A 16623-nucleotide genomic window follows, 5' to 3' on the forward strand; every position below is an offset into this window, starting at 1 on the left:
AATATACACTTTCATCTTAGCTAAGGAGCGATGATTTTGAAAGCACAAGCTTTTGACTTGCATAAAGTAAGCATTGATTCCGGTCCACTCTACCATGCGATGGAACTGAATGCCGCCTATCTGCTCAGCCTGGAACCGGATCGTTTGTTATCGCGTTTTCGTGAATATGCGGGGCTGGAGTCCAAAGCCGCTCATTATGAGGGCTGGGAAGCGCGTGGCATCAGTGGACACACACTCGGACATTACCTATCCGGCTGTTCGCTGATGTATGCCGCCACAGGCGACGAAAGACTGCTCGAACGGGTAAGCTATGTCATCGACGAGCTGGAAATATGTCAAAACAATCATGGAAACGGATACATTTCCGGTATTCCGCGCGGAAAGGAGATTTTTGAGGAGGTAAAAGCAGGGGATATTCGCTCCCAGGGCTTTGATCTGAACGGGGGCTGGGTGCCGCTATATACGATGCATAAACTGTTCGCCGGCTTGCGTGATGCCCATCTGCTGGCTCATCATCCCAAAGCTCTATCTATGGAAATCAAGCTTGGCGACTGGCTGGAGGACGTATTCCGAGGACTGGATGATGAGCAGATGCAGCGGGTGCTGCATTGCGAATTTGGCGGTATGAACGAGGTGCTGACCGATCTGGCAGAGCATTCCGGGGAAGAGCGCTTCCTGAAGCTGGCGGAACGCTTTTATCATGGCGAGGTGCTGAATGACCTCGCAGACAGCCGGGATACGCTGGCAGGGCGACATGCCAATACACAGATTCCCAAAATCATTGGCGCTGCACGGCAATATGAAGTGACAGGCAAACCCCACTATGCAGACCTTTCCCGCTTTTTCTGGGATCGGGTTGTTCACAAGCATTCCTACGTGATCGGCGGTAATAGCTATAATGAGCATTTTGGTGAACCGGGGAAGCTGAATGACCGTTTGGGCGAAGGCACCTGTGAAACCTGCAACACCTACAACATGCTGAAACTAACGCGGCATATGTTCGAATGGGACGCCTACGCAGCCTATGCCGACTACTATGAACGAGCGATGTTCAATCATATTTTGGCTTCACAGCAGCCTGTTGATGGGCGCGTATGCTACTTTGTATCACTGGAAATGGGTGGACACAAGTCCTTCAATTCTCAATATGAGGATTTTACATGCTGTGTCGGGTCCGGTATGGAAAGCCATTCCATGTACGGCACGGCCATCTATTTTCACACGCCACAAACGATCTATGTTAATCAATATGTCCCTTCTACCGTAACGTGGGACGAGATGGATGTACAGCTCAAGCAAGAAACTCTCTTCCCGCAAACTGGACGGGGAACGCTGCGCGTCATCAGCAAGGAGCCACAATCCTTCACAATCAAGCTGAGATGCCCGCATTGGGCGGAACAAGGCATGATCATTAAAATCAACGGGGAAGCGTTCACCGCCGAGACTTGTCCCACCAGCTACGTGGTGATCGAACGAGAATGGAAGGACGGAGATACGGTCGAGTATGACATCCCTATGACCGTAAGAATCGAGGAAATGCCGGACAATCCGCGCCGGATTGCCTTTATGTACGGCCCGCTTGTGCTAGCTGGAGATCTCGGCCCTGTCGCACAGGAAGCCAACGAGGAGCACCTGCTGGCATCTGTGCTGATCGGATCGGCAGGTTCATTGACCTCGAAGCTGGTTCCTGATGAGAATGAGCCCAATACATTCCGTATGAATGACTTGGGCTATGTTGGAGACTTGCAGCTTCGTCCGTTTTATCAGCTATATGATCGTTTTTATACCGTCTACTGGGACCTTTTCTCCACGGAGGAATGGGCGTTAGCGGAGGCAGAATACCGTACCGCGTTAGCGTACCAGCTGGAGCTGGAACGACGTACGGTCGATGCTGTGCAGCCTGCGGAAATGCAGCCTGAACGCGATCATGCCTTTACTGGGGAACATGTAGGCCTGGGGTCCATCTATAACCGCAAATATCGCGATACATGGCCTGGGGGCTGGTTCTCTTTTGTGATGAAGGTCCTCCCGGATGAGCCTGTCCAATTAGCAGTGACCTATCTGAAGGACTCCGACCGTCCCCATCATGACTTTGACATCACCGCAGATGGTCAGATGTTAGGAGAAGGCAAGCTGGAGTCGGAGGAAATGAATAAGTTTGAAACGTTTGCCTATGAGCTTCCTCAGTCCGTAACGAGTCAAAAGAATGAAGTTACGATTCGATTTACAGCCCACCCGCAAGGCAAGGTGGCGAAAGTCGTCGGATTGCGGATCATCAAAAGTTACCTATAGCGCCACTACGCAGGCGGATAGTGCTTCCCATCGCCACCGCCCCCGGATTTCTGGAATAAAGTCTTCCATCGGTAGAAATCCGGGGAAGGTGATGCTTCCGAAGCGAGCTTTCCTACGGAAAGCTTTGAAAGCGACCGCTCCGCTTGTACAGCACCATTCCGCCTACTCCGTTTTGATGTTCATTTTTTTAAGTTAAGCTTATATATGAGCATTTTGCATAAATCCAGAGAGTGCCTTTCAATTAGCAGGATATAGATTGGAATGAATTTGTCCGTCTATATCCTGTATAGCCGCGAACAACTGGAATCGAGTTATGCAAAATGCTTTTTTCTGTTTACCCCTTATAGCGGACTGATGACCCATGGAGCCGTTATCGCTCGTGAATATGGCTTGCCGGCAGTTGTCAGAGTGGAAAATGCTACCGGGCTGATCAAAGACGGGCAACGCATTCGCGTGAATGGAACAGAAGGGTACATTGAAATATTGTAATGGTTGAAAAAGGATGAGCAAGATTCACATTCGGCAAACGGTGGATCTAAACTCATCCTTTTTGCTTATTTCCCGGCGTCACCCGTGATATTGACTAATACGTCGTTAACGTGGGCCGTGTCGTGATGCTCGTGGTAGACGGCGATTTTATCGCCCCGGAGCTCAAAGAGAAAATGATAATGGTTCTGATAGCGAAGTCCACTCTTCAACTTCATCGTTGAGTAGGCCTCCACTGCCACACGGTCCCCTTGGATGATCCAACCGGTAGGGACGATCTGAAGTGGCCCGTCAGTAATGTCGTTCAGCGGGGCCAGCATCGATCGGAATTCATCCTTGGAGACGAACCCGGGGTGTGGAAGTCCGCTCATCCACCACTCGACATCATCGGTGAGCATGTCGAGTAGTGCATTCAACGGCTCCGTGTTCTGAGGGTCCCCCCAACGACCTTGCCCATAAAGGCTGAGGAAGTGTTCAATAATCTTCTTCTTGCCTGTGTTGTCCATTTTTGAATTCACACTCCTTTGTAGAGTTCGGGTTCCTGGCAGGATCACATCGTCCGATAAACTTAGGTTGAATTGTTGTCTGCAGACAGGTACATTATAAATCAGAGTTTTATGTGCAGTAAAATTGATATATTAGAATTAAACGTTCATTAATAATGAACTATAGTCATGTCATAAATTTTACATACAAAGGTGTGAAAACGTGGAGCTTCGTCATCTCATAACCCTGAAAACTATTGTTGAAAAAGGCGGATTTAAAAAAGCTGCTGAGCATCTAGGTTACGCCCAGTCCTCCGTCACTGCACATATCAAGGAGTTGGAAGCTGAGATCGGAAAACCTGTTTTTGATCGTTTGGGTAAAAAAGTCGTGCTAACCCACTACGGAGAACAGTTTCTTCCTTACGCTTTAAAAATCATTGAATTATACGATCAAGCTTTAACGACAGACAACGAACCTACAGGTGATCTTACACTGGGTGTATCGGAATCACTTATGATTCATCGCGTCCCATCTCTTCTTGTCGAGTATAAAAAAGTATATCGGAATGTGAATTTATCCCTCAAAACACTTGATTTCCAAGATATTATGGCCTGTCTTCAAACAGGAGAAATCGATATTGCATTAGTATTGGAAAGTGATGGATGGAAATTGCCCGAACTCCACTGTGAACAGCTGATGAGAGAAAAAATGGTGATCATCAGCCCGACTCTTGAAAAGAATCTTGAACTGGGGGCTGTACTTTATACCGAACGTAGTTGCGGTTATAAGGCTGTTTTTAATGAATATATCCATTACAAGAAATTAAAAGTTAAAGAAAGTCTGGAATTTCAGAGCATCGAAGCGATTAAACAATGTGTTAGGAGCGGTTTAGGAATATCCATGGTTCCTTATTTTTCGGTACAAGAGGAATTGGAAAGCCATAAATTAATCGGGGAAGAGGTCGAATCTGATCTTACCGCAGTTTCAACGTACCTTGCTTACCACAAAGATAAATGGCTTTCACCATCAATGAAAAGTATGATTTCATTAATAAAAAAGCATGCTAAGGAGTGGATGTGAAGTTTAAGTTCGCCAGGCAAAAGTCTAAACTAGCTGGAACCATTCGGGCTCGTTTTTTGTAATAAAAGGAGAATATTAAAGTAAGCTGTAGGGGAGAATGGTGTCATTTTTTTGTGACGCAATTCTCCCTTGCTGGTTTTATGAAAAACGTATTTTTGTTAATATAAAAAAACAAATTGTTAAGTCATGTATTTATCACTTGTTTAGTTTCGATCATTATTTAAAATCTATTGATATATAAAGTTATTATGGGTATATAGGACTAAAACTTGGGGGGGTATTAAAATTATACTAAACAAACTTATGATCTGAACGCTAAGCCGGTCACATCCGACGGCTTAGCGTATATTTTCGTTAAAATGTTGGCGGGACTCCTTATAGCTTAACATCATAGGTAGCGCTAACGTTTAACTTCGCGGAAGCTGTCTCTAATCTTGCGCAGTTCCTGCTCTGCCCGGCCGTATCGGGAAGCGTAGGTCCAAGCTAGCACTTGATGATAGTGTGAAGGTGTTTCAATCGTGGTCACGTTATACATAATTGGAGTGTCTTCCACTTCTCCTTTGAGGGTAAATTCGATGGCAGGGTATCCATTCACCACAATGTCAGAAGTGCTCCCCGATTGTGGGTTCGTAAGCCCCGATTCTATATGATCTTGGATGATCTGGTTATACTTTTGCAGAGTCATACTGCTGTCGAAATCGCTTTTCGGTTCAGATAACACGATCGAATATTTTTCTGCTAATTTATTTTGAATCGAGATATCTGCATCTTCATTCATCGTATCATCCCGTGACCAGTTCCACGGGGCTGTAACCGCAAACTGATCATCCTTGCTGACAAAAACCTCGGGCTTCACAATTTGTGTAACGAGCGAAGAAATAACGGATACAGCAAAGACGACCGAGGCGATCGTCATTAGGATGATTGCTCCTACAAAAATCCCGGTTTTTTTTCTTCCCACAGCTCTCAGATCCCGCACCTTAACAACATATGTACTTGCAGCCATATCGCCAAGCCGTTGTTTTTTGGGTGTCGCCAGCACACATATACCGGCGGGCAGCCCCCAAAAAAGCAGCGGATTCGTATCCACCAGATATATGAGGGTACGGATCAACGATTTAACCATGCCCGGCGGTCTTCCTTCTCCATTCACAACCTGGATACGAAGTACAAACTTGCCCAGCGTATAGCCAGTAAGTCCTTCCAGCAACAAATAATAGCAGAAGGAGCCCATCAGGAAGATGCCGAATACCATGCCCATATTTGGGGTTCCCACAGCAGCTGCCTGTTCTGCCGCAAAATAAACCAGTCCTCCATATCCGAAGACGATAAGGATAAAGTCGATCATCCAGGCCGCCCATCTTCTGAAAAAAATAGAGACTCCGTACGTTTTCGATAATACTGCCATCTTATCCGGTTCCGGTCGACGATAGCTGCCATGAGCCGCATACTCTCCCGGAGCTGCACTAGATGGATTTTTCGTTAAATCATGTTCCTCCAAATGATACACCTCAAATGTCAATTTAAATTCCAGTTAAATTTAACCATTGACATCATTTCTTTGTCAAACGTAATTTCAGGCCTGTGTCCACTAAGTTTTGTTTAAATATCCTTCCAAAAAAGAAACCTAAGCTTGGATAGCCTAGGTTCCGTTCATAATTCCCAATTTATATTTCTATGAATCCAGTTACAATCGAATTAGCAGGTACCAAGAACTCCGCTACTTGCCCTTTCATCCGTAATGCTACTGGTACCTCTTCATTCGAACGGTTAAGCAAAACAACCACAATGGACCCATCAGGATTTTTCATGGATACCAGATGTAACTTGTCAGTATATTTTGTGGAAGCAATCCGTCTGGCTCCCGGCTCTATATAGCGACTAAAATGGCCAATATACGTAAAAGAAAGCTTTTCTTGCACGATATCCTGTTCTGTGTCGCACATAATCGGGGCATCACAGAAATTGTTTACATGGTTAGGACCGCCTTCTTTATTGAGAATGAGATTCCAGTCAATGAAGGCCGTCATTCCGGCATTCAAATTCCCAATGATGTCATAGGCGTACATTTGGGCATTTTCTAATTGTCCAGCCAAACTAAACCTGCTGTATTCCACACAACCCTCTGAAAAAATTAACTTCTTGTCAGGAAATTTTTCATGCACAAGCTGTATGGCGTCAAAATGCTCACCTGTATACCAATGGAAAGCTACTCCACTGACCATTTTATCTGTCTCTTTATCAATGATCGTACACGCCCGTTCAAACATTCTTTCTTTATTGTGATCCCAAATATGAACCTCGATATCCTGTAAACCATTTTTCACTAACGAAGGATATAAGAAATCGCGTAAAAATTCTTTCTCTTCTTCGGCCGTATACAAACAAGAATCCCATGTTTGTACCGCATTGGGTTCATTTTGAATTGTGAGCATATCTACTTTGAAGCCTTTTTTACGGTATTCTTTAACGTAATGGCTAATATAATCAGCCCAGAATGCTCTATATTCGGGTTTCAGGGACCCTCCATGGGTTCGTTGGCCATTTGTTTTCATAAAGTCAGGCGGTGACCAAGGTGACAACATCACGCTTAATGATTTGCCGGCTGTTAGCTGCGCCTCTTTTAAAAGAGGAATAATATACTGTTCATCTCGCTCCAGAGAGAAAGACTTGAACTCTCTATCCTCCGGATCATTCACTGCGGCATATTGTCCCAAGGAAAAATCGCAGCTATCGATATGAGTTCGAAGTAAATTATAGCGGTTCCCATTAGGTCCAAAATAAGCATCCAGTATGTGCTTTTGACTTTCCTCACTCATTAAGGAAAAGGTGTGGCCTGCAGCCTCGGTAATCGCTGCACCAAAGCCATCAAACGTTTGATACTCCATTTCAGGATAGATATTCACAACCTTCATTTCGACACCTTGGTCAGGCGAGAAATCTATCTTTTCTTGATCCGTATTCTTGCGATCATCCTGATAGGTGGTCTTAACCAATTTTATATTCATAGCTATTTGCTCCCCCACTTATAAAAGTTTAATCCGTTATCCCTGCTATAGCTTCAAGATACATTGAACAGATGCTGCACTTTTAAAATGTTGAATATTTCCGTCAGGTAAAATGAGCGTCAATGGCGTTTGCTCCGGTCCATCAACCTGGACTGAAAATTCCCCTTCACTATGGTGCCATTCTACTTTTACCAGTCCTTTCGGAGTGGCAACCTGTCCTTTTGCCCATGTCAGATGATCTACTCTTGGGCGAACCCGAATGCTGCTATATCCGGGTGTCTCGGGCTGCACGCCTAGAATTTCCGAGGTAAACTCATAAAGAGGTACGGCTCCCCATCCATGGCAGTCGCTTCGTTGACTCACGGTATCTTCCATCCACGTAGTCAGGTTTTGGTCAACCATCTTTCTCCACGGCTCCCATAGTGAGTGTACGCGATCATACAGATTAGTCGCTGCCAATACACGGAATAAGTAAAATGACATGGCAAAGGAGCTTTTGGGAATGGACTCATTTGCTAAAGTGATCTCCATAAGCTGCTTCGCTTCTTCCCCTTTTACGGTTTCAGACAAGACAGCCCATATTTGTGTTTGCTGACTAAACAGTTCTACACCGGGCCCATCGGTAAACAAACCTGAATTGTCCATTGAACGGCAATTTGCAACTACAGCTGTACAGATGCGTTCTGCTCTTCCCCTATATTCGGAAGCAACGCCCTCCCTGTCGACAAAGGCTGCCATCTCCGCAGCTTTCCGAAGGGCCGCCGCGTACATAAGACTATGAATGGTAAGTATTCCATAATGAGAGGCGGTAGGAACACCAAATGATTCTTTCCACTCATCTGTCCAATCAATGAACGACCAATATTGGCTTGGCATTGCGCCAACCAGCCCACGCTCGTCAAGCATTCGATCATAGTAGTCTAATACGGCATCTACCGAAGACCTGTATCTCTTCATTAATTGAATGTCTCCGTAGTACATCATATGGTCGTGAAGCATATGAATCCAATATAATGAAAAACCAGGAATAACCTGTGGCGCATGAGATGGATAGCGAGATTGTGTTAACCCTTGAGGAAGCAATGAGCTATGGAAATCATAAAACGTCTTCCGTGCAAGACGGTCATCTCCCGACACATTATACGTGAATAGAATCTGGGAGCGCGTATCCATAGCATATTGCAACTGTTCATAATAAGGGCAATCTTCATAACTCTCGTGCATACACAGCCGTAGCGTCCGTAAACTAATATCCCATAGCTTCGAGTATGAGTTATCTGAGCTGTTAAAATGACCGATAACTTCAAGGGGATAACCCGTTTCGCGATAATCTAGCTGATGCAGCGTGAGTGGTTGTCCATTGGTTTCAATTTCAATACGTACATAACGGAATGTGCGAAACCAAAACGGTTCATAGCTTTCAAATTTATCTCTCATTCCCGCTACACGATATACGTCATCATCTCCGTATAAGGAGCCAGTTACGCTATCTGTTCGGTCTCCCTTATCGCGCATCCAAGGTACTAGTTTAGGCTCCTGTTCATAACATTCAGCACACAACAAAGAGATTTTGGTTCCTGCCCCCTGACTCATGGCAAACTGCAAGAATGCGGTTGTCAATTCCCCAGCATCCAACTCAACAATGACCCTACTGTGAGCAGGAATCGTCAATGGAACATCACGATACAATAGATCAAGCCACGCCTCAGTTGGCACCTCCGAATCCATGACTCTCTGAACGTTTGAAAATCGTCGATTTTCCTCCTTCATCAAAGGAATTGCCCTTTCCGTTAACACCCAAGGCTTCAGAGCGCCATGTAAAGTATCAAACCGGTAAGGGGAGGCAGGAAGCCAATCACCATCATCGTATCCGCTTACATTCCATCCAAAAGGAAGCTTTAATCCATCTACCTCCTCCGTGATACCCAAAAAAACGGTATATATACCCTGAGAAAGGGAAATGGCTGTATCCTTTATGCAGCGCCAAGACTCATCCGTATGGAGCTGATTGACCATATGACCAGCAGAGTCTCTGATGATGCCATGTACATATAACCCAGCCAAACGTGTCCTCCACACGGACTCGTTACCTTCCTGCATAGGTGAATATCGTAAGACTTGAGCCGCTATTACATTTTCTCCTTCCCTCAAAAATGAGCTAATATCTACCGTTTCATAATACCAGGTGAAACGATCTCCTTTGCATGGACCGAAACTGACAGAGATTCCGTTAACAAAGAGCCGATATCGACTATCCGCTGAAACCTTGATTTCGGCTTGATGGGGTCCGTTTTCCAAATTAAACGTCTTGCGGAAATAAACGAAGCTTCCTACCTTGTTTTCATCATCTATTGTCCAATCAGGAGTCCAAATCCATTTAGCTTCCTCTTCCCAGTTTACTAGCATCTCTTTGACAGCTCCTTCTACATACAATCCTCAGATGGTTATTCCTTTACACCGCCAGTTGCTACACCTTCAATAATACGATCCGACAAAAAGAAAAACGCGATTAAGATAGGAATCGTGGCAAGAACAGAAGAAGCTAAAGCGCTGTCCATATTCATCATAAGATTGCTCGTGTACTTCATGATAGCAAGAGGGATTGTTTTTACATTGTCATTTTGCAACAGGACGAGCGGGACAAAGAAGTTATTCCAAATACCTACGGAAATGACAATACACAAACTCACAATAATTGGAGAGGCTAACGGGAACATAATTCTCCAAAAAATTTTCCATTCTCCAGCTCCATCTATCTTTGCCGATTCATACAAGGCACGGGGCGATTTTGCGAAAAAATGAGTCAGCATAAGAACAGGCGTGGAAATTCCCGCTGCCATAACCAGCATAACTCCCCACACACTATTCATCAGTCCCATATTTTTAATAATCAAAAAGATGGGTACAATACCTAGCTGCATCGGAAACATCAATCCAAGTAGAAAGTAAAGCATAATTCCTTGTCTAAAACGAAACTTGTATATCCCTAATCCATATGCCACCATGGAAGAAAGAAGAATGATGAGCACAATGGCACCGATCAAAATGATGACGCTGCTAAAGATGTTAAATTGAAAATGGTCCTCTTTGAAAATATCAATATAAGCTTGAACGCTCCATTCCTTAGGCCATCCTATAGTATTTGTTAGAACATCTTTCTTTGTCCGAAACGAGTTCCACACTAAATATCCTAGAACAAATACAGTAAATGAACAGTACAAAAACAGGATTGCTTGGCTTACATATTGCCGTTCGCTTCGGAACATATTAGTTCTCCTCCTTACCAGACAAAAGTTTAAGCTGAACCAGAGCCACAATAAGGATTACAACAAACATTACACATGCAATCGTAGTTCCCATTCCTATGGAGTTGGCACTGACGGTTCCTCCCATAGCTCCGTTAGAGCCAAAAGCAACTCTATAGAAGAAGAGAGTCATAACGTCCATAGAGTGGTCAGTACCTCCAGATACGCCACCAAGCATATAGTTATAATCAAACACTGTCATGGAAAAAATATAACTAATAATTACCACATTGATGATGCTTGTTCGAAGCAACGGGATCACAATATGAAAAAATCTTCCCCAATAACCGGCCCCATCTAAAAATGCAGCTTCAAAAATTTCTTCAGGCAGCATTTTCATGGCTCCGATAAAATAAATCATACTAAAACCAATGCCACTCCAGGTACTAATCAAAAATACAACATACATCTCTTTCCCTGGAATACCCAGCCAATTTTGCACCCAATTCTCTAGTCCCACCAGCGTTAATACATGATTAAAAATCCCGATGTTTTGATCAAAAATCAATGTACCCATAAAAATGACAACCGTCGAGGTAATAAATTGTGGCGCAAATATCATCGTTTGAAAAAAACGATACCCACGTATCTTCGTATGAATCAAATAGGCTAGATACAGCTGTGCAGGTAAAACAAGAACAATATTTAATACAAACAAGAACACATTATTCTTAAAGGCATTTAAAAATTGGCTATACAACTCCTTGGTGGTAAATAATTCAATATAATTTTGGAAACCAACAAATTTTGAATCTCCAAATCCGTTTGAATAGTACAAACTCATGATTGCCGCTGAAACAATAGGATAAATGACAAACATGGAATATAGGATGAAGCCTGGTGCGATAAACCACATGTATGGATGTCTCTTCAGCCATTCAATGAATGATGATACTTTTCCAGTTTGAACACCAAATTGTGAATTTGGTGTATTCTTTATGGATTGCATATGTTTCGTCACTCCCTAAGATATAGAAAGACTCGGCCTGAACCGAGCCTTCCTACATAAAGTTTATTTCGTTTTTGCTAATGCAGCATTCAATGTCTCTGCTGCTTCCTGCCCTGTCATATTGCCTGTCAGGAGCTTAGGCATTACTTCTTCTAAAAAGATATCAGTGAGCTTGACTTCATCAGTCGAAACATTTGTCAAAACCGTATAAATATTATCTCCAAGGCTATCATAGGCAGCCATTTCCTTTACACCTTCATCTTTTGGCTTAATATCATCAATAATAGGTACTGCGCCCGTTTCCGTTGCAAAAATTTGCTGCGCTTCCTGGCTTGCTAAAAATTTGATATACTCTGCAGCTTCTTTCGGATGCTTTGTATTTGCCGAAGCTGCATAAGTCATTAAATTACTCAAACTTTGAGGTGCTGTTTTCTTACCATCCGTCCCTGGAATATAAAAACGTCCAAGATTGCTCATCGAACTTTCGTAAGTTGAATTATTCCATGTTCCATCTGCTATCATAGCTGCTTTTCCGTTCGTAAAAGCCAGCTGGGCTCCAGCAGTATCTACGGAACCCAGGTTGTTTGAAAAATAACCTTGGTCGGCAAAATCACGAATCGTTTGGAACGCTTTAACGATGCCAGGATCGGAGAAGTCTCCTTTTCCATGATTAACAGCTTGAAGTGCATCATTACCTAGCGCAGGAAGTAGACTAAATGCGATCCACAACCTGGACCAAGCATCTTTGCCTGGCATAGCAACAGGGGTAATTCCTTTCGATTTTAACGTATCTGCAACTTTCACAAATTCATCAAATGTTTTTGGAACTTCCAGGTTATACTCCTGAAAAATTTCTTTGTTGTAAAACATTAATTGCGAATCCATAAAGGAAGGTGGCGAAGTATAGAGTTTTCCGTCCACCGTTCCATATTCAATAGCTTCTTTTGGATAACGGCTTGTATCCAACTTATAATCGTCCAAAGGAAGAAGAGCCCCGCTTTTTACATACAAATCCATCTTAGGCGTTTTGTTTCCCTGTACATAGAAGACATCTGGCAAAGAGTTAGCTTTTACAGCAGTATCTATAGTCTCTAACGTTCCTGTATATTGGAAATCTATCTGAATACCCGGGTTATTTTTCATAAAAATTTCATTGATTTTTTTGAATCCCTGTTCAGTTACGGATTGGTTGCCTTGATCGCCCCATACTTGTAGAGTTACTGTATTGGTTTCATTTGCTCCCTCACTTTTTGAGCTTGTGTCTGAACATCCGGCGAGCGCCACAGCTGAAGCAATTACTACACTCAGGAATACGCTTCCAATTTTTCTTTTCATAATAAATCCCCTTTTGGAATATTGACATGTTGTTCTTGTTATTATGTTAGTCTTTATGCGTTCTAAATCCCATGATCAAAATTTTGATTACGCTTCCATTTCTCCAGCACTTTTTTTATTTGTTAAACAAAAATCCAGCCTTTTCATTAGAGAAAGGCTGGATTGATTCCAATTGTTCAGTTTAAAATGCTAATTCTTCAGTTTTTTTGAAAAGTCCGATACTCTGATATGGTAGTCCCCGTGATTTTTTTAAATACTTTGACAAAATAGTTCGCATTAGGATACCCGATTCGGGACGCTATTTCCTCTGTTGAAAGATTCGGATTCTTCAGCAACTCCATTGCCTTCTCAATACGAACCTTAGTAACATATTCCAGGAATGTAAAGCCCGTCTCATTACGAAACAACTGGCCAAAGTAATTTGCATTGAAATTGGTAATATGCGCTGCATCTTCCAAACGAATCGATTCAGCATAATGCTCGTGAATAAATGTTATTACTGCTTCTAGCCAGGGACTTCTCTTTTTGATAAGAAGAAAAACTCGATCCCGCTCTTCCATCATAACACGTGTAATCCGAAGCAGCTCAGACCAGGAAGAAACAGATTCTGATATTTCATAAGCAAGTACAAGAGGATTCATTTCCTGCTCTAAAGTATCCTGATCTACTAAAAAGGTTTCCGTTCTTTGCTTAATAAACTGTTTGTACACCATCTGAAGAAATCTGACTGCCTCCTCGGGTGTATACCTCTCTGCAAACAGCTCCCCGACTTCACTCATCCACGTATAAATGCTATCCCGTTGTTTGTCCTTCAAAAGCTCTAAAGCCGTCTTTTTCAAATCCATCCATTCTGAAGCCACTATATTCATCATCGGACGTGTAGAATCGTATTGATATATTCCCGCACCCAAATAAAAAGACTTACTCACAGCGTCTTCAGCCTGCTTGCGCATCTTTATCATTTCTGTTAAAAATGCTCCTCTTTCACTCATACCTATTACGATAGGGATATTTAAGTTTTGTTGAACCGTGTCTGAAACTTCCCGAAAAATTTTAGCGTCCAGTATATCAGCTTCTGATTCGAGAAAACATTGGACATGGAACATCTCTTGATCCATCCCGATATAAACGTTCTTACTAAATCGTTCAATCAATTCATGCAATAAATAACCCAAAGCTTTTAAATCTGAATCCAAATAACCGTTCTGACTAGGAAGTGCTCTAATAGCAACCCAATACCCGTGGCTCCCGTTACTATTCCATTTTTTCAGCAAATTCGGATAACGAGCAACTTCTATACCCGTTTCCTTCATTATAATTCCCGATAAAGTTCTCGTTTCGCGCAGCAGCAACTGTCTTTCTAAATCCAAATCAGCAACAACGATTTGTTCTTCTATAGATGATTCTGTCACATCTGCATAATTCAACTGGTCAAGAGTCTGAATTAACTCATCAGGATCAAACAAGTGCTTTAGAATATAATCTTGAACTCCTAGCTGTATAGAGGTTCTTAAGTATTGGAATTCCTCATGACTACTAAGGATTAAAATGTTCATAACGATGTTGTTCTCTCGAATTCGACGGATAAGTTCCAGTCCGTCCATTTCAGGCATCCGAATATCTGTCAGCAATACATCAGGCGGACCTTCTCGCTCTATCGCCTCCCAAGCCTCCAGACCATTTCGGTAAACACCGGATACATGGTAGCCGTGATTTTCCCAGTCAATGATGGTTTGAAATCCTATTCGAACAAGTGATTCATCATCAACTATCATCACTTTCCTCATGAGTCTGTACCCCCACATCTGTTATTAACGGCATGATTATTTCCATGGTAGTTCCGCTACCTTCCATACTCAATATCTGCAAACCGTATTCAGAACCATAATACATCTGAATACGCTCTTGCACGCTTCTTAATCCGATGTGATTATTCTCGTTCTTCCCGGCCAATATTTCATGAATAGATGATAACCGCTCATTCGAAATACCCATTCCGTTATCAATGACCTGCACGAGGAGTTGATTATTACATTCCTTAATGCTCAATTTAATTTCACCAGGTCTGTCAATATTAGATAAGCCATGAACCAAGGCATTCTCAATTAACGGCTGTAATAAAAACTTGAGAATTTTTACATTTTCCAAATCGGCTTCGATATGAGTGATAAATTGAAAATTTTGATAACGGACTTTTTGGATTTTTACATAGTCTTGCATAACAGATAATTCATCCTTTAGCAACACCAGCTCATCTGCATTATGCAGTGAATAAGTCAATAGATGAGTTAAAGCATCAACCATTTCACGGATATGATCCTGTTTCCTGATAAGGGCCATCCAGCGTATTGAGTTCAATGTGTTATAGAGAAAATGTGGAGAGAGCTGATTCTGGAGCAGCTTTAACTCTGCTTTTCGTTTTTTCTTCTCATTCTTTTTCACATCTTCAACCAAATTATAAATTTCGTATAAGAATGAGATAAACAAATCATTCAACTCGCAAATTTCCCTTGCGCCCTTGAATTTTATCATCAATTGAGGCTGGACTCCCTTTATTCCTTGATATATATTTCCTCTGAGTCGTTTTATAGGTATAACTAAATCAGTTACAAAAATATAGGTTGCTACTAACCCTATCACAGTACAGAGAACAATAAGCCCTACCGCAAAACCGCTCATACGGTGTACAGTTCCATAAAGCTCGGCCAGCGAGAATGAAGCAAAAACACTCCAGTCGTTCTGTTTTATTTGAGCTACTATATCGAGAGTATTATCTGATGTTTTGGCCAGCTGCATCTCTTTTTTAATTATTACTTGATCCCTTGAATCTCTCACAGCTAATTCTACCCCTGAACCCACTTGAGATGACGTTAATGTATTCTGAAGCCAACGCGAATTGATAACCAAATAAGCAATCCCGATTGGCTGAAAGTTATCATCTTTTATGACCCGGCCCAAGCGAAAAGCTTGCACCTCTCGATTCCCAATGCGAAATTCACGAGGGTTGGACCATACTGGCGCACCATTACTTTTTTCAATATTATCAATAAATGTCTGTTCGTTATCATTGTAATGATCAGCACTATCATTGCCCACCACAAAACGTCCAGATTTCGTTACAAAAACACATGATATAATATTATTTATATCAATCTCCCCAATCGCAGGACGAATATTCCCTTCCAATTGCCTTTGAATTCCCAGCCTTTCAAATTGATTTTCGGGTATATCTTCAAACAATCGAATAATTTCAGATTTTGTAAATAGTTTCAAACTTATGTCATTATAATTAGATATTTGTGTATCAATTTTATCCCTGGTTAAATCGATTATTGTCTTAGAATAATAACTAATAACTTCTTGTGATGTTTGATTATAACTGTTTGTTAATATAGCAAGACCTACCACAGAGGGCAAGACAATAAGAGGGATATAGATGATCATTAATTTATACTGTAGTTTCCAATTTCTCCACTTATACCACTCATAAATCCACATACAGTCCTCCTCTTTAATATGTAATCCCTTACTTGATGTCCATCAAACCTTGGATACACCATCCTTTAGTTTTAACAACATTATATCTGACAGATTGTAATATGAAGTACATCATCTACAGGAAAACATAAAAAAAGACACGGCTCACGAATCTTTTACAGAAGCTCTGTCCCTCTTAGCTTGA

11 protein-coding genes and 1 pseudogene are annotated in these 16623 nt (G+C 42.2%); 3 read left to right on the plus strand and 9 right to left on the minus strand.

Annotation, left to right across the window (positions count from 1 at the left end; genetic code table 11):
- Positions 1 to 36 precede the first annotated feature (36 nt).
- Positions 37 to 2292 carry a glycoside hydrolase family 127 protein gene (locus tag BAZ21_RS16085; protein WP_084011695.1) on the plus strand — a complete coding sequence of 752 codons (2256 nt, stop codon included), beginning with the start codon at positions 37 to 39 and terminating at the stop codon, positions 2290 to 2292.
- Between the two features lie 330 nt (positions 2293 to 2622).
- Positions 2623 to 2781: pseudogene (locus BAZ21_RS16090) on the plus strand (PEP-utilizing enzyme); the annotation flags it as partial.
- A 65-nt stretch (positions 2782 to 2846) separates the two neighbouring features.
- Here BAZ21_RS16090 and BAZ21_RS16095 read toward each other — a convergent pair.
- Positions 2847 to 3284 (minus strand): nuclear transport factor 2 family protein, encoded by a 438-nt coding sequence (locus BAZ21_RS16095; protein WP_007432328.1) that lies wholly within the window; start codon positions 3282 to 3284, stop codon positions 2847 to 2849.
- 202 nt (positions 3285 to 3486) lie between these two features.
- Between BAZ21_RS16095 and BAZ21_RS16100 the strand changes: the two genes are divergently transcribed.
- Positions 3487 to 4344, plus strand: coding sequence for a LysR family transcriptional regulator (locus BAZ21_RS16100; protein WP_068502740.1), 858 nt, complete (start codon positions 3487 to 3489; stop codon positions 4342 to 4344).
- 400 nt (positions 4345 to 4744) lie between these two features.
- On the opposite strand, the gene BAZ21_RS16105 is transcribed toward BAZ21_RS16100, so the two are convergent.
- The 8 genes from BAZ21_RS16105 to BAZ21_RS16140 form a co-directional block, all read right to left on the minus strand.
- Positions 4745 to 5845: an RDD family protein gene (locus BAZ21_RS16105; RefSeq protein WP_068502961.1), complete on the minus strand. Its 1101-nt coding sequence runs from the start codon at positions 5843 to 5845 to the stop codon at positions 4745 to 4747.
- A 166-nt stretch (positions 5846 to 6011) separates the two neighbouring features.
- Positions 6012 to 7352, minus strand: coding sequence for a glycoside hydrolase family 30 protein (locus tag BAZ21_RS16110; RefSeq protein ID WP_068502743.1), 1341 nt, complete (start codon positions 7350 to 7352; stop codon positions 6012 to 6014).
- Positions 7353 to 7397: 45 nt separating this feature from the next.
- Complete coding sequence (locus BAZ21_RS16115) at positions 7398 to 9758, minus strand: alpha-L-rhamnosidase-related protein (RefSeq protein WP_068502746.1); 2361 nt, start codon at positions 9756 to 9758, stop codon at positions 7398 to 7400.
- Between the two features lie 38 nt (positions 9759 to 9796).
- Positions 9797 to 10618, minus strand: a complete 822-nt coding sequence (locus tag BAZ21_RS16120; protein WP_068502749.1) for a carbohydrate ABC transporter permease — start codon at positions 10616 to 10618, stop codon at positions 9797 to 9799.
- 1 nt (position 10619) lies between these two features.
- On the minus strand, positions 10620 to 11606 hold the full coding sequence (locus BAZ21_RS16125; protein ID WP_084011700.1) for a carbohydrate ABC transporter permease: 987 nt from the start codon (positions 11604 to 11606) through the stop codon (positions 10620 to 10622).
- A gap of 63 nt (positions 11607 to 11669) precedes the next feature.
- Entirely contained in the window at positions 11670 to 12941 is a 1272-nt protein-coding gene (locus BAZ21_RS16130; protein ID WP_068502754.1) for an ABC transporter substrate-binding protein, read from the minus strand.
- 197 nt (positions 12942 to 13138) lie between these two features.
- Complete coding sequence (locus tag BAZ21_RS16135; RefSeq protein ID WP_068502757.1) at positions 13139 to 14728, minus strand: response regulator transcription factor; 1590 nt, start codon at positions 14726 to 14728, stop codon at positions 13139 to 13141.
- Positions 14706 to 16439: a cache domain-containing sensor histidine kinase gene (locus BAZ21_RS16140; protein WP_068502759.1), complete on the minus strand. Its 1734-nt coding sequence runs from the start codon at positions 16437 to 16439 to the stop codon at positions 14706 to 14708. The genes BAZ21_RS16135 and BAZ21_RS16140 overlap by 23 nt, the downstream gene beginning before the upstream one ends.
- Positions 16440 to 16623 lie beyond the last annotated feature (184 nt).

Source organism: Paenibacillus kribbensis, assembly GCF_001705305.1.
Lineage (GTDB): Bacteria > Bacillota > Bacilli > Paenibacillales > Paenibacillaceae > Paenibacillus > Paenibacillus kribbensis_B.

Excerpts from the sequence above, each read along its gene's own strand:
- BAZ21_RS16125 (WP_084011700.1), bottom strand. The coding sequence starts at position 11,606 with ATGCAATCCATAAAGAATACACCAAATTCACAATTTGGTGTTCAAACT.
- BAZ21_RS16140 (WP_068502759.1), bottom strand. The coding sequence starts at position 16,439 with ATGTGGATTTATGAGTGGTATAAGTGGAGAAATTGGAAACTACAGTAT.
- BAZ21_RS16135 (WP_068502757.1), bottom strand. The coding sequence starts at position 14,728 with ATGAGGAAAGTGATGATAGTTGATGATGAATCACTTGTTCGAATAGGA.
- BAZ21_RS16120 (WP_068502749.1), bottom strand. The coding sequence starts at position 10,618 with ATGTTCCGAAGCGAACGGCAATATGTAAGCCAAGCAATCCTGTTTTTG.
- BAZ21_RS16115 (WP_068502746.1), bottom strand. The coding sequence starts at position 9,758 with ATGCTAGTAAACTGGGAAGAGGAAGCTAAATGGATTTGGACTCCTGAT.
- BAZ21_RS16110 (WP_068502743.1), bottom strand. The coding sequence starts at position 7,352 with ATGAATATAAAATTGGTTAAGACCACCTATCAGGATGATCGCAAGAAT.
- BAZ21_RS16095 (WP_007432328.1), bottom strand. The coding sequence starts at position 3,284 with ATGGACAACACAGGCAAGAAGAAGATTATTGAACACTTCCTCAGCCTT.
- BAZ21_RS16130 (WP_068502754.1), bottom strand. The coding sequence starts at position 12,941 with ATGAAAAGAAAAATTGGAAGCGTATTCCTGAGTGTAGTAATTGCTTCA.